Origin of the sequence: Streptomyces sp. B15, assembly GCF_018070605.1 — a bacterium.
GTDB lineage: Bacteria > Actinomycetota > Actinomycetes > Streptomycetales > Streptomycetaceae > Streptomyces > Streptomyces smyrnaeus.
In genome coordinates this window covers 15543-33131 of sequence record NZ_JAGPXJ010000016.1, presented here as the reverse complement: position 1 = coordinate 33131, position 17589 = coordinate 15543, and the positions used below count along the sequence as shown (strand labels likewise).

Sequence of the window (17589 nt, the reverse complement as noted above, 5' to 3'; positions counted from 1 at the left end):
CTTCGCGGTAGTGGCCGGGAATCGGCTGTAAACCTTTACAGCGACTGAAAACGTTTACAGATAGTGGGGCCGGGCCTCCCGTACGTCAAGGGGTCGTGCACGCCGGATGTTCGCCGGTCTCAGGGCGGGTCGCTGGGCGAGCAGTTGTGGGCGGAATGAGTGATGCCGATCGTCAGGAACGGCCTCCCTCTGATCGTGAACACGCCTAGGCTGTGCACGAAGTGACACCTGCGAACGTCAAGTGCCGCAGCCCAAAGGGGAGTTACGACCGTGACCAGTCAGCCCCAGCCCTACCGGTCGGCCGCCGCACACGGCCCACCCGCCTCGGAGCCCCGTACTCCGGAAGGCCGGGCGTGCCCCGCGTCCGGAGGCGGTGGCACCGCCCCGGGGCCGGTCCCGCTGATGGGCCCCCGGTTCCACACCGACCTGGAGGCGGTCTACCGGGACATGCGGCGCGACCACGGCCCCGTCGTCCCCGTCACCCTCCCCGGCGACGTCCCCGCCTGGCTGGTCATCGGCTACCGCGAGCTCTACCAGGTCACCGCCGACCCGGTGCTCTTCCCCCGCGACCAGGGGCTGTGGAACCAGTGGGACACGCTCCCCGAGGACTGGCCGCTGCGCCCGATGATCGGCACCCGGCAGCCCTCCGTCTACTTCACCGTCGGCGAGGAGCACCGCCGCCATCTGGCGATGATCCAGTACGCGCTGGAGAACGTGGACGGCATCGGACTGCGGCGCACCACCGAGGAGATGGCCGACCGCCTCATCGACAGCTTCTGCGCCGCGGGCGAAACCGAGATCGTCTCCGCCTACGCCAAACCGCTGACGCTGCTCACCCTCGCCCGGATCCTGGGCTTCCCCGACTCCGACGGGCCCGAGCTGATCCGCTCCCTCACCGACATGGCCGACGGCGGCCCCGACGCGCTGGCCGGGTTCGAGCACGCGCTGGCCCTCATGTCGCGGCTGGTCGCCCGCAAGCAGACAGCGCCGGGCCCCGACGTCCTCTCCGCCATGCTGGCCCACCCCGAGGAGTTCACCGACGAGGCGTACGTCCTCAATCTGATGGCCCTCACCTCCGCCGGTTTCCTGCCGACGGCAGACTGGATCGGCAACTCGGTGCGCCTCATGCTCACCGACGACAGGTTCGCCGTCTCACTGACCGGTGGTCGCCACAGCATCCCGGAGGCCATGAACGAGGTGCTGTGGGAGGACACCCCCACCCAGATCCTCGCCGGCCGCTGGGCCGCGCGCGACACTCGGCTGGGCGGCCACACCATCGCCCGGGGCGACATGCTGCTGCTCGGTCTCGCCGGAGCCAACGGCGACCCGGCGGCACACACCCCGCACAGCGCGAACGGCCTGCGCAACAGCAACTTCGCCCACTTCGCCTTCAGCCACGGCGAGTACCAGTGCCCCTTCCCGGCACAGGAGCTCGCCGAGATCATCGCCCGAACCGGCATCGAGGTGCTGCTCGACCGGCTCCCCGACCTCGAACTGGCCGTAGCGCCCCGCGCGCTGGCCCGCCGCCCCTCGCCCTTTCTGCGCGGCATGACGGTGCTCCCCGTCCGGTTCGCCACCACACCCCCGTACGGAGGACGCTGATGAACGGGAACGTACCGACCACGGCGAGCGGGAACTCACCGACCACGGCGAGCGGCGCCCTTCCCGGCGGGGCGGCGTCCGGCGGGTGCCCGGCGGCCGGGGAAGCGACTCCCGGCTCCCCGGCCGGGGGAGCGGCTCCCGGCTCCCCGGGGTGCCCGATCGCCATCGACCCGCTCGTCGGCGCGCTCGCCGAGGAGACCGAGGCGCTGCGGACCACCGGACCGCTCGCCCGGATCGACCTCATGGGCGCCGAGGCATGGGCGGTCACCACCCACGCCCAGGCGCGCAAGCTGCTCACCGACGCCCGGCTGGTCAAGGACATCACCCGCTGGAACCTGTGGCGCAGCGGCGAGATCGACGAGAGCTGGCCGCTGATCGGCATGGTCGACGCGGGCCGCTCCATGTTCACCGTGGACGGCGCCGAGCACCGGCGGCTGCGCGTCAAGACGGCCCAGGCCCTCACCCCGCGCCGGCTGGAGGGGATCCGGCCCGTCGTCGAACGGATCGCCGGTCGGCTGCTGGACGCGCTGGAGGCGCACGCCGCCCAGGCGCCCGAGGAGCCCGTCGACCTGAAATCGGCTTTCGCGCAGCCACTGCCCATGTCGGTCGTCTGCTCCCTGATGGGCGTCGACCCGGAGCTGGAGCCACGGCTGCACCAGCTCTACGAGGCCTTCTTCTCCATGCTGACGCCGCAGGACGAGCGGCTGGCCGTCATCCAGGAGCTGGACGACCTCTACGCGCAGATGGTCCGGGACAAGACCGCCACCCCGGGCGACGACCTCACCAGTGCCCTGATCCTCGCCGACGAGGGCGGCGAGCCGCTGACCCCCGAGGAGGTGCGGGGCAACCTGGAGGCCATGGTCGCCGCCGGGCACGAGACCACGGTGACCTTGATCCTGTGCGCGGTACGGGCGCTGCTCACCCATCCGGACCAGCTGCGGCTCGTGCTCGACGGCGAGGTCGGCTGGGAGGCGGTCATCGAGGAGACGCTGCGGTGGGAGTCGCCCTCCACCCACCTCCTGATGCGGTTTGCGACCTCGGACATCGAGGTCGAGCAGACCGGCGCCGTCATCCGTACGGGGGAAGGGGTGGTGATGTCCTACCGCGCCATCGGGAGGGACCGGGAGCAGCACGGTCAGGACGCGGACCGCTTCGATGTACGGCGCCCCGCGCCCATCCGGCACCTCGCCTTCGGGCACGGGTCGCACATCTGCCCCGGTGCGGGGCTGTCCCGGCTGGAGGCATTGGTTGCCCTCCCGGCGCTGTTCGAGCGGTTTCCTGGGCTTTCGCCGGCCGTCCCGGTCACGGAGATCCGCAATCGTCCCGTTCTCACGCAGAACGAGTTGGAGTCGTTGCCGGTGCGGTTGCGGCGGTAGCCCTCGCGCTGCTGAGGGGGGCCCCTGCCTGTCCGTCGCAGTCTGCGGATGCTTGGTGGCTTGTGGGGGCACCTCCCGGCCGGAGGCTGGGGGAGCAGTTCCCCGCGCCCCTGGTGGGGCGCCCCCCGCGCTTGGGAGGTCTGCGCCCTGGGGGTACCGCCCGGCCGGAGGCTGGGGGAGTAGGGCTGACAAGCGCAGCCCACCATGCGGGGTACGGGCGCTGTGACCTGGTTCATGGCGCTCCGAAAGGGGTGGCTGCATGATCCGTGTGTTACCCGGCGGTTTCATCTCGCGTGGCGCTGGGCAGTAGTCCGTAACGCCGCCGGCAACGACGCCTGCGCGCGAGTCAAAGCCGCTCATCACCCGGGGCCACCCACCCCGAACCCTCTGTGCAGGACTCCTCCGGTCCCATAAGGACCATTCCGCGTCGGCGCGCTGACACAGTCGCGCCCGCGTTCGCATGGTGAGATGCGTCTTCCACTTTCCGGGAAGTCCGCCACCATGTAACCTGCACGAAAATTTCTGCACGATCCTTTTGCCATATGAGGGCCAACGTCGTCCCTCGGTACGTACCACTGCCACGAGACGACGGGAGAGCCGATGCGTGCTGTGCCTACAGCGGATTGGGCCGCCCACCGCCCTGCCAAGCAGGGCATGTACGACCCCCGATACGAGCACGACGCCTGCGGCGTCGGCTTCGTGGCGACCCTGACCGGCGAGCCCAGCCACCAGCTGGTCGAAAAGGCGCTGACCGTGCTCCGCAACCTCGAGCACCGGGGCGCCACCGGCTCCGACCCGGACACCGGTGACGGCGCCGGCATCCTGCTGCAGGTCCCCGACGCCTTCCTGCGCGAGAACGTCCCCTTCGCCCTGCCCGAGCCGGGTTCCTACGCCGTGGGCACCGCCTTCCTGCCGCACGAGGAGGACGACCCGCAGGCCACCTCGGCCGCCGTCTCGCACATCGAGACGCTGGCGTCCGAGGAGGGGCTGACCGTGCTCGGCTGGCGCGAGGTCCCCGTCGCGCCCGAACTGCTGGGCCCCGGCGCCCGCGCCACCATGCCCACGTTCCGGCAGCTGTTCGTCGCCGACACAGCGGGCCAGCGCAGCGACATCGCCCTCGACCGGCTGGCGTTCGTGCTGCGCAAGCGCGCCGAGCGCGAGGCCGGCGTCTACTTCCCCTCGCTGTCCGCCCGCACCCTGGTCTACAAGGGCATGCTGACGACCGGACAGCTGGAGCCGTTCTTCCCCGACCTGTCGGACCGCCGCTTCGCCACCGCCATCGCGCTGGTGCACTCGCGCTTCTCCACCAACACCTTCCCGAGCTGGCCGCTGGCCCACCCCTACCGGTTCGTCGCGCACAACGGTGAGATCAACACCGTGCAGGGCAACCGCAACTGGATGCGCGCCCGTGAGTCGCAGCTCGCCTCCGAGCTGTTCAGCCGCGAGCACGACGGGGGCCACGAGCCCCTGGAGCGGATCTTCCCCGTCTGCACGGAGGGCGCCTCCGACTCGGCGACCTTCGACGAGGTGCTGGAGCTGCTGCACCTGGGTGGGCGTTCGCTGCCGCACTCGGTGCTGATGATGGTGCCCGAGGCCTGGGAGAGCGCCGAGTCGCAGGACTCCATGGACCCCGCGCGCAGGGCCTTCTACCAGTACCACTCGAACATGATGGAGCCCTGGGACGGCCCCGCCTGCGTCACCTTCACCGACGGCACCCAGGTCGGCGCCGTTCTCGACCGCAACGGGCTGCGTCCGGGCCGGTACTGGGTCACCGACGACGGGCTGGTCGTCCTCGCCTCCGAGGTAGGCGTCCTCGACATCGACCCGGCGAAGGTCGTGCGCAAGGGCCGCCTGCAGCCCGGCCGGATGTTCCTGGTGGACACCGCCGAGAAGCGCATCATCGAGGACGACGAGATCAAGGCGCAGCTGGCCGCCGAGCACCCGTACCAGGAGTGGCTGGAAGCGGGCCTCATCGAGCTGGCCGACCTGCCCGAGCGCGAGCACATCGTGCACACCCACGCCTCGGTCACCCGCCGCCAGCAGACCTTCGGCTACACCGAGGAAGAGCTGCGCGTCCTGCTCGCCCCGATGGCCCGCAGCGGCGCCGAGCCGATCGGCTCGATGGGCACCGACTCGCCCATCGCTGCGCTCTCCGAGCGGCCCCGGCTGATCTTCGACTACTTCACCCAGCTGTTCGCGCAGGTCACCAACCCGCCCCTGGACGCGATCCGCGAGGAGCTGGTCACCTCGCTGCACTCGCCGCTGGGCCCGCAGGGCAACCTGCTGGACCCGACCGCGGCCTCCTGCCGGAGCGTGACGCTGCCGTTCCCCGTCATCGACAACGACGAGCTGGCCAAGCTCATCCACATCAACGCCGACGGCGACCTGCCGGGCTTCAAGTCCGCCACGCTCTCCGGGCTCTACCGCGTCGCCGAAGGAGGGGACGGCCTCGCGGCCCGTATCGAGCAGATCTGTGCGGAGGCCGACGCGGCGATCGAATCCGGAGCCCGGCTCATCGTGCTGTCCGACCGCCACTCGGACGCCGAGCACGCGCCGATCCCGTCGCTGCTGCTCACCTCCGCCGTGCACCACCACCTCATCCGTACCAAGCAGCGCACCCAGGTGGGTCTGCTGGTGGAGGCCGGTGACGTCCGCGAGGTGCACCACGTGGCGCTGCTCATCGGCTACGGCGCCGCAGCGGTCAACCCCTACCTGGCCATGGAGTCCGTCGAGGACCTGGTGCGCGCCGGCACCTTCCTGCCCGGCACCGGGGGCACCTCGGCGACCGACTCCGGGGAAGGGCTCGAACCCGAGCAGGCCATCCGCAATCTGATCTACGCGCTGGGCAAGGGCGTGCTGAAGGTGATGTCCAAGATGGGCATCTCCACCGTCGCCTCCTACCGCGGCGCGCAGGTCTTCGAGGCCGTCGGCCTGGACGAGGAGTTCGTCGACCGCTACTTCCACGGCACCACCACCAAGATCGGCGGCGCCGGCCTCGACGTCATCGCCCAGGAGGTGGCCGCCCGGCACGCCAAGGCGTACCCCTCCTCCGGTATCGCGCCCGCCCACCGGCTGCTGGACATCGGCGGCGAGTACCAGTGGCGCCGCGAGGGCGAGCCGCACCTGTTCGACCCGGAGACGGTCTTCCGCCTCCAGCACTCCACCCGCCGGCGCCGCTACGACATCTTCAAGCAGTACACCCAGCGGGTGGACGAGCAGTCCGAGCGGCTGATGACGCTGCGCGGCCTGTTCTCCTTCAAGAGCGGCCGCCCCTCGATCCCCGTCGAGGAGGTCGAGTCCGCCGACGAGATCGTCAAGCGGTTCTCCACCGGCGCCATGTCGTACGGCTCCATCTCCCAGGAGGCGCACGAGACGCTGGCCATCGCCATGAACCAGCTCGGCGGCAAGTCCAACACCGGCGAGGGCGGCGAGGACCCCGAGCGGCTCTACGACCCCTCCCGGCGGTCCGCGATCAAGCAGGTCGCCTCCGGCCGGTTCGGCGTCACCTCCGAATACCTCGTCAACGCCGACGACATCCAGATCAAGATGGCCCAGGGCGCCAAGCCCGGCGAGGGCGGCCAGCTGCCCGGCCACAAGGTCTACCCGTGGGTGGCCAGGACCCGGCACTCCACACCCGGCGTCGGCCTCATCTCGCCCCCGCCGCACCACGACATCTACTCCATCGAGGACCTCGCCCAGCTCATCCACGACCTGAAGAACGCCAACCCGGCAGCCCGCGTCCATGTGAAGCTGGTCTCCGAGGTCGGCGTCGGCACGGTCGCGGCGGGCGTCTCCAAGGCGCACGCGGACGTCGTGCTCATCTCCGGACACGACGGCGGCACCGGAGCCTCCCCGCTCACCTCGCTCAAGCACGCGGGCGGCCCCTGGGAGCTGGGCCTGGCCGAGACGCAGCAGACACTGCTGCTCAACGGGTTGCGCGACCGGATCGTCGTGCAGACCGACGGCCAGCTCAAGACCGGCCGCGACGTGGTCATCGCCGCGCTGCTGGGCGCCGAGGAGTTCGGCTTCGCCACCGCGCCGCTGGTCGTCTCCGGCTGCGTCATGATGCGTGTCTGCCACCTGGACACCTGCCCGGTCGGCATCGCCACCCAGAACCCGGTACTGCGCGAGCGCTACAGCGGCAAGGCCGAATACGTCGTCAACTTCTTCCGGTTCATCGCCGAAGAGGTCCGCGAACTCCTCGCCGAACTGGGCTTCCGCACCCTGGACGAGGCCATCGGGCACACCGAACTCCTCGACACCTCGCGCGCCGTGGACCACTGGAAGGCCCAGGGATTCGACCTGGCACCGCTGCTGCACGTGCCCGAGCTGCCCGAGGGCGCCGTGCTGCACCAGGCCGTCCCCCAGGACCACGGACTGGAGAAGGCGCTCGACAACCAGCTCATCAAGCTGGCCGCCGACGCCCTGCAGGCCGACACCGCCGAACAGGCGGAGCCGGTCCGCGCCCAGGTCGCGATCCGCAACGTCAACCGGACCGTCGGCACCATGCTCGGGCACGAGGTCACCAAGAAGTTCGGCGGCGCCGGACTGCCCGACGACACCATCGACATCACCTTCACCGGCTCCGCCGGCCAGTCGTTCGGCGCCTTCGTCCCGCGCGGCATCACCCTGCGACTGGAGGGCGACGCCAACGACTACGTCGGCAAGGGCCTCTCCGGCGGCCGCCTGGTCGTCCGCCCCGACCGGGGCGCCGACCACCTCGCCGAGTTCTCCGCCATCGCGGGCAACACGCTCGCCTACGGCGCCACCGGCGGCGAGATCTTCCTGCGCGGCCGGGTCGGCGAACGCTTCTGCGTCCGCAACTCCGGCGCACTGGTCGTCTCCGAAGGCGTGGGCGACCACGGCTGCGAGTACATGACCGGCGGCGCGGCCGTCGTCCTGGGCACCACGGGCCGCAACTTCGGCGCCGGTATGTCCGGCGGCACCGCCTACGTCATCGACCTCGACCTGGCCAATGTCAACGCCGGGCTGCGCGGCGCCGTCGAGGAGCTGACCGACGACGACAAGGCGTGGCTGCACGAGGTCGTGCGCCGCCACCAGGAGGAGACCGGCTCCACCGTGGCCGCCAAGCTCCTCGCCGACTGGGACGGACCCGACGGAGCGCTCAGCCGCTTCAGCAAGGTCCTGCCCGCCACGTACAAGGCTGTGCTCGCCGCCAAGGACGCCGCCGAGCGAGCGGGGCTCAGTGAGTCCGAGACCCACGAGAAGATGATGGAGGCGGCGACCAATGGCTGACCCCAAGGGCTTCCTGAACACCGACCGCGAGGTCGCCGAGACCCGCCCGGTCGAGGAGCGGGTCAAGGACTGGAACGAGGTCTACGTACCCGGCTCCCTGCTGCCCATCATCAGCAAGCAGGCCGGGCGCTGCATGGACTGCGGCATCCCCTTCTGCCACAACGGCTGTCCGCTGGGCAACCTCATCCCCGAGTGGAACGACTACGCCTACCGCGGCGACTGGGAGGCCGCGAGCGAGCGGCTGCACGCGACCAACAACTTCCCCGAGTTCACCGGTCGACTCTGCCCCGCACCCTGCGAGTCGGCGTGTGTGCTGGGCATCAACCAGCCCCCCGTCACCATCAAGAACGTCGAGGTCTCCATCATCGACAAGGCGTGGGAGACCGGCGGCGTCACCCCCCAGCCCCCCGAGCGGCTGAGCGGCAAGACCGTCGCCGTCATCGGCTCCGGCCCCTCAGGGCTGGCCGCGGCCCAGCAGCTCACCCGGGCCGGCCACACGGTCGCCGTCTACGAGCGCGCCGACCGCATCGGCGGACTGCTGCGCTACGGCATCCCCGAGTTCAAGATGGAGAAGCGGCACATCAACCGCCGTATCGAGCAGATGCGCGCGGAGGGCACCAAGTTCCGCACCGGTGTCGAGATCGGCCGCGACATCGACGCGCAGAAGCTGCGCAAGCGGTACGACGCGGTCGTCATCGCCGCGGGCGCCACCACGGCACGCGACCTGCCCGTACCCGGCCGCGAGCTGAACGGCGTCCACCAGGCGATGGAGTACCTGCCGCTGTCCAACAAGGTGCAGGAGGGCGACTTCGTGACGCCCCCCATCACCGCCGAGGGCAAGCATGTCGTCGTCATCGGCGGCGGCGACACCGGCGCCGACTGCGTCGGCACCGCGCACCGGCAGGGCGCGGCCTCCGTCACCCAGCTGGAGATCATGCCCAAGCCGGGCGAGGAGCGGGACCCGGCCCGCCAGCCGTGGCCGACCTTCCCCATGCTCTACAAGGTGACCTCCGCACACGAGGAGACCATCGAACTGAACCGGGCTCGCTCTGGTCAGGGACCCTCCTCGCCGAAGGCGGGCGAGGAGGGACGGGTCTACTCCGTCAACACCACCCACTTCGAGGGCGACGAGGACGGCAACGTCCAGTGGCTGCACCTGGTCGAGGTCGAGATGGTCGACGGCAAGCTGGAGCCCAAGCCCGGTACGGAGCGGAAGATCCCCGCCCAACTGGTCACCCTCGCCATGGGCTTCACCGGCGTCGACCGGGAGAACGGCCTGGTCGAGCAGTTCGGCGTGGAACTCGACGCCCGCGGCAACATCGCCCGGGACGGCGACTACGCCACCAACGTCCCCGGCGTCTACGTCGCCGGCGACGCCGGCCGCGGCCAGTCCCTCATCGTCTGGGCCATCGCCGAAGGCCGCTCCGCCGCCAAGGCCGTCGACCGCTACCTCACCGGCGAGTCCAGCACCCTCCACGCCCCGGTCCGCCCCACGGACCGCGCGCTGACGGTGTAGCTTCCTTCGGAACTTCCGTACAAGGGCGTACGGACGACGCGGCGCCTGCCAGTCCCCGACCGGGTTGTGGCAGGCGCCGCACTGTGCCTGCGGCCGGCGTCACCGCGAACACTGCCGCGACGCCGCCACTCCCTTGCTGTAGTTCTTGGTGAACGCCTTCACGTCGGAGACGTCGGGTTCTTGCGGACCGGGGATGCGGGTGAGGGCGAAGAGGTCCGACTCTTTTTTCCTCGGGTTCGGGCAGTAAACCCTCAGTGCCGCGCCCTTTTGGGAGTACTGAAAATCCGGGCCCCCGTCGAGCATTTCAGGTTCCATTTCGGGCTGGATGGTAGCCAAGGCAAGCGTCGAATGCCCTTTTTCCAGCCATGTTTGAGTGCCGATGAATACGACTTTCTCGTCGACGGACAACTTGCAATGCAGGTTTCCGTGGTTGAGCAGCGGGTCGTCAAAATCCTGTTTCAACGACTTTCCTGGGGGAAGTAGGGGCTCAAGCAGTCGAGAGGAAACCTTGATGCCGCACAGAGAGTTGGGGACGCTGTATTCTCGACGTTTCTCTGTGCACCCTGTACTGGCAAGGGCGGCGCTGCACAGCAGTGAAACAAGGAGCAGCGACCTACGCGTCCGTTTCGAGATCATCCGCCATTTCCTCTAGGTTTGTATGGGCCTTCCCGAAACCGCTGGACGTGCCGGACTGTGCCCAGTCGGAAACATCACTCTCATACTTGGAATTATGGGCCTTCGCAGCCAACCTGGCGGCCAGTTGGCTGATTTTCGCGTGATTGTCCTGAGTTGTTTCCCATTTGCCTCCCGCGAGATACCCTACATTCTCGGTTCGGCCGGTTTCGTTAGTCTGGAAAATCTCTTCCAGGATCATGCCGCTGGCGGTTGAGGTCACTGCGGCCGTGGTGGCTCCAGCGACGGGGCTGGCTACGAAGGAAGTGCCGATTCCGATCCCGGTGCCAATGGCGCCGGATACCAGGTTCTTCCCCTGTGCCAATGCATGCGTGAAGGACTCATCCTCTTCCTTCGCAGGCCCCAGAACCGCTTCCTCGCGGCCAGCGGCAAGGGTGCCGCCAATCTCTCCCGCCTGCTCCGAGATCCTGCGAATAGCTTCTTGAGGGGACTCGGAGGTCTGAATGAGACGCTTGTCCGCGGGAAGGTCCGGGTCGAGATGGTAGTCCATCAGATTCGCCGCATACTGCTTCTGCCCGAGTTCGACCATCGCATAGCCCTCGGGGTTCTGCCCCAAGGTGAACAGAAATCTGGTGACATCCTGGTGCGAGGGGTTCGCCTGGGCGCCCGACAAGGGATACAGCTTTGGCGTGTCACCGTAGGCGTCGTCCGAGATCGCACGGTTGATGTCGGGCAGATAGTGCGCCGTCATCTTGCCGAAGCTGTCGGACATGTATCCGTTGTCGGTGAGCTTGCCGTCGTCCTTGGCGATGGTGTGGACCACGTCTTCGAAGAGCTTCGCCTGCTGCTCGTTGTGGGGCGGCAGGTCCTTGGGGATCGGCTCGCCCACGGGCGTTCCGGTCGTCCCCGCAGCGATCGCCTGGGCCAGGTAGTTCTTGCCGGTGTGGAGTTCCTCCCCACCGGCGCCGTATTCCTTGGGCCATTCCCGGTCGTTGAACAGATAGTGGAAGTTCGTCTTTCCGGAAGGGCCTTCGGTGAGGAAATCCGTCGCGGCGTCCGGGCTGCGGGCCAGGCCCTTCATATAGCCGGTCATCGGATCGAGGCCGCCGTCTGGGCCGTTCGGGTTGAGGCCGTAGGAGTTGTCCGTGTCCCAGCCGGGATCTTCTCCGCCGTCACTACGCCGTTTGTCCTCGGCGACCAGCTTGGTGCCGTATTTGGACAGAAACGTGTCATCGTAGTCCCCGTACCGCATCAGATTGCTCATGACCTGGAAGCCGACCGGTCCACCCGGCTCCTTGCCCACCACCCCCGGTCCAGCTTTGATCACGGCCCGTTCCCAGCGGTCCATCGCCGGGCTGTCGGACTGGGTGGCCTGAGCCAGTGTCATGCTCAGATTCTTCTGCAGCTCTTCGAGATCGCCCTGCTGCGCCCGGCTCGGATCGTTGACTGTGAGCCAGTGGTCGAGCGTGCCCTTGGGGCCCAGCTTCGTCGCAAACCGTTCGGCGAAGAGGCTGTCTCCCTTGTGGTCCTTGAGGAGACGGTTCAGCTCAGCAGCCTTTGCGGGATCCTTGGCCAGTACCGCAGCACGTTCGGCGTCCTCCAGGGCCTTCGCCGCTTCGTCCCTGTTCTTGTAACGCGCGTCGGAGAATCCGTACTTGCTCTGATCCACCAACGCGTAAAGAGCGTCTTTCGCGGTGCTGTCGGACTTGGTCGCCTTCTTGAGCAGATCTGCGATGTCGTCCCGGAACCGGTCGAGAGTCGGTTGTGGGACCTTCGCCCCGTCCTTCGCCCTGACTTCGAACGATCCATTCCCGGTGTCCTTGACCCGGACGTGCTGCCAGTCGGCTTCGGTGATCTTGAATTCCAAGGAGTCCCGGTAGCGGGTCAGCTCGGCACACGTGTCCTTGAGGATGTTGTGAATGCTCTCCGCCTGGGTGCGCGCGTCTTCGATCTCCCCGACCGTCTTGTCGATGAACGGGCGGGTGACATCGGAGTTGACGCCCGCCCAGTCGGCCTTCTTGGCCCGGTTGCGGAGTTGAGACCGTGCGTCGGCAGCCAAGGTGTCGAGCTTGTCCCTCATCTGCCGCCAGTCGGAGACCGCGTCACCGAGGCTGGTGAACTTCGCTCCGAGCAGCGCGTCCAGGTCCATCAGCCGGCCCCGTTCGACGGGGCCTTGGAGGGAGGCTGCGGTTGGGTCCGTTCGTCAAACCCCTTGTCAAGCTCCGAGATTTTGCTGATCTGGACGCGAATCCACTGCTCATCACCCGCGTGGGCCTTCTTGGTGAAGTCCAGATGGTTGGAGATGTGAGCACAGGCGTCAAGGACGGTCCGCAGCTGCTCATCCCAGCGTTCGCCGACGTGACCCAAGGCCGAGGCCAGTTCGAAGTCACCCGAAAGAGATTTCTTGGCGGTCTCCGTACTCGCCCGTGCGTGGCCGCCGTCGCTCTTCAAGCGCTGGTACACCTTGTACGCCGCATCACCGACAGCGGCTAAGTCCTTCTGGCTGACCTTCAGATCACCTGCGGGTGAGGAGCCGACCGTCCCCGGGCGGTACGAGCCGTCCGGTGTCCCGTTGAGCTGCATACGTGTCGAGTCCTGTTGCGAGCCTTGTTTGAGCTGTTCCCACTCGCTCGCGAACGACATCGTCCCCCCAGTCACCCTGTGTGCACAAATCAGCTGTCACGGTAACAGGCGTTGCTGCTGAGGCCGCAAGGGAGTTACGGAGATATACGGACGATGTCCAGACGGTGGTCGCGCAAAAGGGGCTGCCGGCTCGTCCGTCAGCCCCTGCGCTTGGTAATCGGCCCCGTCAGTCGCGGACGATGGACTGGATCTCCTTCACGGTGACGTTCTCGGTCGTGCTGAAGGAGCCGGACGGCAGATCGCCGCTGGTCCCGTCCGAGCCCTTCCAGGAGATGTCCCAGGTGAGCGTCGCCTTCAGCGGGTAGGAACCGTTCTGGCCGCTGGCCCGCAGATACCTGATCCCGCAGGGCGGGGTCTCGTCCTTCTTGCCGGCCGAGTACTCCTCACCCAACTGCCCGTTCTTGACCACGCATTTTCCCGAGCCGGGGTACGTCTTGGCAGCGTCGGTACCCGGTTCCAGGGTGAGCGAGGTGGGCTTCGCAGTGGTGGTCGCCGAAAGGTGGGTGCCGTCTTCCAGATCCAGGGACGCGGTCACGTCCACCGGCTTGAACTTCCCCTTGTCGAGCCACACCCAGGTGTCGAGATTGACCGTCTGCTTGTCCTCCGGGTTCATCGATATGTCGGTCCCCGGGATGGGCAGTTCCTCGTACGCGTACTCCGCGAGAATCTTCGGGCTGACCGCGAGCGGCATGCTCTCGGGCGGCTTGCCCTTGGGCACCCAGATGGCGTGCTCGCTGCAGGCGTCGGCCTCGGGGTCGTCCGCGCGGTTGGGATTCCGCACGCCCTCCCAGAACATGCCTTTGCCCTGCTGGTCGATGTTGTAGTCCTCGTACTTGTCGGTCTGGTAGTAGTTCTCGTAGAGGTTGACGACCTGGTTCTGGAGGCCGTCCACTGCCTTCTGGTTGCTTTCTTCCAGGTCGTCGAAGATCGTGCCGGAATCCTTCTTCTTCTCCGGCTTCCGCTTCTTCGGCTTCGCGCTCTCGATCTTCTCCTTGAGTTCCTTGGGCGTCGTCTTGGGCTCGTACCAGCACGCAGGAGCTTCCCAGTTGGGATCCTTGGGGTTCAGCTTGACGGTGTTCTTGGTCTTGCCGCCCCCGCCGGTTATCTGGACGTGGGAGACCTCGGACGTCACCTTTCCGTGGTTGGATCCTCCCGTGAGGGATCCTTTCCCTGATCCCTTCCCTTCGGTTTCGGCGGCGTACGCGCCGCTGGAGGCGGTGAGTAGAAAAATTGCTGCCAGACCAGTCACCGAAGCTCTGCGTTTCAACTCATACACTTCTTGGCCCCCGCTGTCTCAGAACCGGATGTCGCTTGCCAGACGCCTTCCTTGTTGCGCTCGAGCCGCAGTGTGCTGAAGATATAATTCTTCTCGCCCCCGTTGTTCGGCTCAAGCTTCCCCGTTTTGAGGATCTTGTTCTTCGCCTTGCTCTCATCGGTGCAGAAGGTCAGATGGGCGATCTTGTCCCCGTCCAACTTGACGGTCTGGTTGTAGTACCGCGTTACACCGGCCCAGCTCTTCCCGTTTTTGAGGAAGCTCTGGATGTATTCGTTGGCGGAGATCGCGGCCCTTCCCTTGGCGTAGACCGTCACTTGGTCGACGTCCTTGCGGGTGGTGATGACCCGGTCGATGGTGTTGATCCGCGCCTGGTTGTCCGCCAGGACTCCGTCCTTCTTCGGGTCACCCGTCTCGGTGTCCTCGAAGACGTTCTTGGCGTCCTTCGCCAGCTTGATCTCGTCGGGCGCCTTGCGCTCACCGGTGTCCGAACTCTTCGACGGCGAGGGGGACTTGGCGGCGGCCTTGCTTCCGTCCTTGGCGCCGTCGATCTTGTCGTCCGAGTCGCCGTCGCCCCCGCACGCGCCCAGGAGGAGGGACGCGGCCAGGGCTGCTGCGGTCCACATCGCTGTGCTGGCCTGCTTTTTCATGCGCAAGTTCTCTCAGCTCTCTGTCCGTGGGCGACGGCGGTACGAATCACCCGCAGTTTTGATCACTTAAAGTTACTACAGTGAAAGGGGAGTCGACAGTCCTCACTCCGGTTCTCCCACTTGTGTCAATCGGTGATCGTTCAACCGTCGTTGGACATCCTGAAGGAGGACACGCAGCAACTCGGCGAGTTGGTTCTGCTGATCGGGGTCGAGGCCCGTCATCAGGTCCGCTTCGCGGGTGAGGACCTGATCGACGGTGGACTCCACCAGCCGGTGCCCGGCCGGGGTCAGCTCCACCACGACCGAGCGGCGGCGGCCCGCTCCGCCCTGCGCCCGGGGAGCGTCCCCGGGGCGCCGGGTGACCAGACCCTCCCGTTCGGCGCGGGCCACCCGTTGTGAGATGGCGCCCGCGGTGATCATGGAACGGTCGGCCAGCTCCCGGGTGGTGAGGGCGTACGGCTCGCCCGCCCGCCGCAGCACGCTGAGCAGGTCCAGGGTGGCGGGGTCCACGCCCGCGCGGGCGAGCACGCGGCGGCGGTCGTCGCCCAGTAGTTTGGCCAGCCGCCACAGCGGGGTGACGATGCCGATGGAGGAGACGGGCGTGCCGGGGCGCTCCCGCTCCCATGCTGCGGCGATCTCCGCCACCGGGTAGTCGGACGCGCTGTCCAGTGGGTGGTCGTCGCTTGCCATGGCTGCTTCTCCCGGTTACGTTTAGATCTAAATTTAGGTCTGAATGATCCTTGGAGGACACTGTATGGCACGCGGCATCCTGGTCACCGGCGGTGCGACAGGCATCGGGCTGGCCGTGGCGCGGCACTTCGCGGAGAACGCGGACACGGTCGTCATCACGGGGCGACGGCAGGCTCCGCTGGAGGCGGCGGCCGAGAAGATCGGTGCACAAGCGGTGGTCTGCGACCACACCGACCCCGAGGCGGTGGCCCGACTGCTGCCTCGGCTGCCCGAGCGGCTCGACGTCCTGGTCAACAACGCGGGCGGCAACACCGATTTCGACGCGGCGCCCGCCGACACCGCCGACGACACCGGGCTCAGTCAACTGGCGGCGTTCGCACAACGGTTCCGCGCGAACCTGGACGCCAACCTGGTCAGCGCGGCGCTGACGACCAAGGCGGTCGAGGACCGGCTCGCCGAGGGCGGCGCCGTCGTCAGCATCGGCTCCATCGCGGCCGACAAGGGGGCGGGCGCCTACGGCGCGGCCAAGGCGGGCCTCGCCTCGTGGAATCTGGGCCTGGCGCAGGAGCTGGGGGAGCGGGACATCACGGCGAACGTGGTCGCGCCCGGCTACATCGCCGAGACGGAGTTCTTCCGCGACCACCTCACGCCCGAGCGGCGCGACCACCTGATCGCCTCCACCGCGCTGGGGCGTCCGGGCCTGCCGGAGGACATCGCGGGAGCCGTCGCCTTCCTCGCCTCGTCCGCGGCCCGCGACATCACGGCGCAGGTGCTCAACGTCAACGGCGGTGAGCGCGGCACCCGTTGACCGGCGGCCCACCATGACCGCCGGTCCTCCATGACCGGCGGCGCACAATGAAGCACTGCTTACGCGCCTGCTTCACGTCAATTAAATGGTGCGCGGGGTGCTCGACGCCTACGACGCGGGGGCGCACGAGTCGGCGGCGCGGCGTCATCTGGCGCTCTCCCGGCTGACCGAGGCGGTGATGACCGGCCAGCCGGGCACCGTCGCCACGAAGGCCCTGCTCAACGCGCGCGGCCTGCCGGCGGGTCCGGTACGCGGCCCGCTCCTGGACGCGGACCCGGCACTGACGGCACGTCTGCGCCGGCTCCTGGACGAGGCCGAGGCGGCGACTGCGGCGGTGACGGTGACAGCGGCGGTGACGGCCACGGCGGCCGGGGGATCACCGAGGTAGAGGCCAGTATTCTCCTGTCCGCGCTTTCCGGGTGCGCCTTCCGGGTGCTGCCGCCGTGCTGCCGCCCTGCCGCCGTGTATCCGGGGGCGGCAGCACGGAGCGAGCAGCACTCTGCGGACCTCGACCACTCACTGGTCCCGCAGGTGGACGCTGGTGACGGCGACAGCGCAGGCGGCGCACGCCCACACCACGTAGACGGTCCAGGCTCCGCCGACGGTCCACGGGAAGGCCATCGGGGAGTAGTTGACATCGACGAGCCGCAGCCATGCACGGTAGGGCAGGGTGTGCCCGGCAACAGCCGGCCAGTGGCGGCCGTCGGTCAGGAACAGCGGCAGCACGAGGACGACCACCACCGAGGTGATCATGGTGGCAGCGGTGTGCCGGATGACGGCGCCGAGCGCGAGCCCGGCGAGCGCACACACCGGCGCGAGGAGTGCGGAGGCCGCAACGACACGGAGGGCCGCCCGGCAGCGACGCCACCACGGCGGAGGGAACTCGCTCGCATCACCGACCGGGAACGTGAGGTACTCACCCTGGTGGGCCAGGGCCTGTCCAACGCCGAAATCGCCGACCAGCTCTCCCTCAGTGTGGCCACCGCCAAGACCTATCTGACCCGGCTGCTGGCCAAGCTCGACGCGCGTGACCGGGTGCAACTCGTGATCCTCGCTTACGAAGCGGGACTGGTCGCGCCGTCCTGCTGAGCGAACTGCCGTGCCGCTCCCCCTTCCTTCAGCGGCAGGCGGTACTGCTCGGA

At 68.1% G+C, this 17589-nt stretch carries 13 protein-coding genes and 1 pseudogene; 7 read left to right on the top strand and 7 right to left on the bottom strand.

Annotation, left to right across the window (positions count from 1 at the left end; translation table 11 throughout):
• Positions 1–402 precede the first annotated feature (402 nt).
• From KBY19_RS10295 to KBY19_RS10280, 4 genes are all read left to right on the top strand, one after another.
• The gene (locus tag KBY19_RS10295) at positions 403–1602 is read left to right on the top strand and encodes a cytochrome P450 (RefSeq protein ID WP_099879753.1); all 1200 of its coding nucleotides are present in this window, start codon (positions 403–405) and stop codon (positions 1600–1602) included.
• Positions 1602–2978 carry a cytochrome P450 gene (locus KBY19_RS10290; protein WP_210965629.1) on the top strand — a complete coding sequence of 459 codons (1377 nt, stop codon included), beginning with the start codon at positions 1602–1604 and terminating at the stop codon, positions 2976–2978. The genes KBY19_RS10295 and KBY19_RS10290 overlap by 1 nt, the downstream gene beginning before the upstream one ends.
• 654 nt (positions 2979–3632) lie before the next feature.
• Positions 3633–8234 (top strand): glutamate synthase large subunit, encoded by a 4602-nt coding sequence (gltB, locus tag KBY19_RS10285; RefSeq protein ID WP_247690824.1) that lies wholly within the window; start codon positions 3633–3635, stop codon positions 8232–8234.
• Entirely contained in the window at positions 8227–9750 is a 1524-nt protein-coding gene (locus tag KBY19_RS10280; protein WP_185016594.1) for a glutamate synthase subunit beta, read from the top strand. Before gltB ends, KBY19_RS10280 begins: the two co-directional genes overlap by 8 nt.
• Before the next feature lie 99 nt (positions 9751–9849).
• Here the strand turns inward: KBY19_RS10280 and KBY19_RS10275 are convergent, their stop codons facing one another.
• From KBY19_RS10275 to KBY19_RS10250, 6 genes are all read right to left on the bottom strand, one after another.
• Positions 9850–10212, bottom strand: a complete 363-nt coding sequence (locus KBY19_RS10275; protein WP_210956055.1) for a hypothetical protein — start codon at positions 10210–10212, stop codon at positions 9850–9852.
• Between the two features lie 151 nt (positions 10213–10363).
• Positions 10364–12532, bottom strand: a complete 2169-nt coding sequence (locus KBY19_RS10270) for a hypothetical protein (RefSeq protein WP_210965627.1) — start codon at positions 12530–12532, stop codon at positions 10364–10366.
• A complete protein-coding gene (locus KBY19_RS10265; protein WP_099879743.1) occupies positions 12532–13026 on the bottom strand; it encodes a hypothetical protein in 495 nt (164 codons plus the stop codon). Before KBY19_RS10265 ends, KBY19_RS10270 begins: the two co-directional genes overlap by 1 nt.
• Before the next feature lie 166 nt (positions 13027–13192).
• A complete protein-coding gene (locus KBY19_RS10260; protein ID WP_307843486.1) occupies positions 13193–14158 on the bottom strand; it encodes a hypothetical protein in 966 nt (321 codons plus the stop codon).
• 131 nt (positions 14159–14289) lie between these two features.
• On the bottom strand, positions 14290–14949 hold the full coding sequence (locus tag KBY19_RS10255) for a hypothetical protein (protein ID WP_099879736.1): 660 nt from the start codon (positions 14947–14949) through the stop codon (positions 14290–14292).
• Between the two features lie 102 nt (positions 14950–15051).
• Positions 15052–15639 (bottom strand): MarR family winged helix-turn-helix transcriptional regulator, encoded by a 588-nt coding sequence (locus KBY19_RS10250; RefSeq protein WP_185016590.1) that lies wholly within the window; start codon positions 15637–15639, stop codon positions 15052–15054.
• Between the two features lie 64 nt (positions 15640–15703).
• Here KBY19_RS10250 and KBY19_RS10245 point away from each other — a divergent pair, with 64 nt between their 5' ends.
• Both KBY19_RS10245 and KBY19_RS10240 read left to right on the top strand, forming a co-directional pair.
• Positions 15704–16447 (top strand): SDR family NAD(P)-dependent oxidoreductase, encoded by a 744-nt coding sequence (locus KBY19_RS10245; protein ID WP_099879732.1) that lies wholly within the window; start codon positions 15704–15706, stop codon positions 16445–16447.
• A gap of 85 nt (positions 16448–16532) precedes the next feature.
• The gene (locus KBY19_RS10240; RefSeq protein ID WP_307843485.1) at positions 16533–16835 is read left to right on the top strand and encodes a hypothetical protein; all 303 of its coding nucleotides are present in this window, start codon (positions 16533–16535) and stop codon (positions 16833–16835) included.
• Between the two features lie 128 nt (positions 16836–16963).
• On the opposite strand, the gene KBY19_RS36355 is transcribed toward KBY19_RS10240, so the two are convergent.
• Positions 16964–17200, bottom strand: a complete 237-nt coding sequence (locus KBY19_RS36355; protein WP_247690823.1) for a hypothetical protein — start codon at positions 17198–17200, stop codon at positions 16964–16966.
• Between the two features lie 96 nt (positions 17201–17296).
• On the opposite strand from KBY19_RS36355, the pseudogene KBY19_RS10230 reads away from it, so the two are divergent.
• A pseudogene (locus KBY19_RS10230) lies at positions 17297–17536 on the top strand (response regulator transcription factor); the annotation flags it as partial.
• Between the last annotated feature and the right edge of the window lie 53 nt (positions 17537–17589).

Coding starts and splice junctions, on each gene's coding strand:
- KBY19_RS10295 (WP_099879753.1), top strand. CDS start 403: ATGGGCCCCCGGTTCCACACCGACCTGGAGGCGGTCTACCGGGACATG.
- KBY19_RS10290 (WP_210965629.1), top strand. CDS start 1,602: ATGAACGGGAACGTACCGACCACGGCGAGCGGGAACTCACCGACCACG.
- gltB (WP_247690824.1), top strand. CDS start 3,633: ATGTACGACCCCCGATACGAGCACGACGCCTGCGGCGTCGGCTTCGTG.
- KBY19_RS10280 (WP_185016594.1), top strand. CDS start 8,227: ATGGCTGACCCCAAGGGCTTCCTGAACACCGACCGCGAGGTCGCCGAG.
- KBY19_RS10270 (WP_210965627.1), bottom strand. CDS start 12,532: ATGGACCTGGACGCGCTGCTCGGAGCGAAGTTCACCAGCCTCGGTGAC.
- KBY19_RS10265 (WP_099879743.1), bottom strand. CDS start 13,026: ATGTCGTTCGCGAGCGAGTGGGAACAGCTCAAACAAGGCTCGCAACAG.
- KBY19_RS10255 (WP_099879736.1), bottom strand. CDS start 14,949: ATGAAAAAGCAGGCCAGCACAGCGATGTGGACCGCAGCAGCCCTGGCC.
- KBY19_RS10250 (WP_185016590.1), bottom strand. CDS start 15,639: ATGGCAAGCGACGACCACCCACTGGACAGCGCGTCCGACTACCCGGTG.
- KBY19_RS10245 (WP_099879732.1), top strand. CDS start 15,704: ATGGCACGCGGCATCCTGGTCACCGGCGGTGCGACAGGCATCGGGCTG.
- KBY19_RS10240 (WP_307843485.1), top strand. CDS start 16,533: ATGGTGCGCGGGGTGCTCGACGCCTACGACGCGGGGGCGCACGAGTCG.
- KBY19_RS36355 (WP_247690823.1), bottom strand. CDS start 17,200: ATGATCACCTCGGTGGTGGTCGTCCTCGTGCTGCCGCTGTTCCTGACC.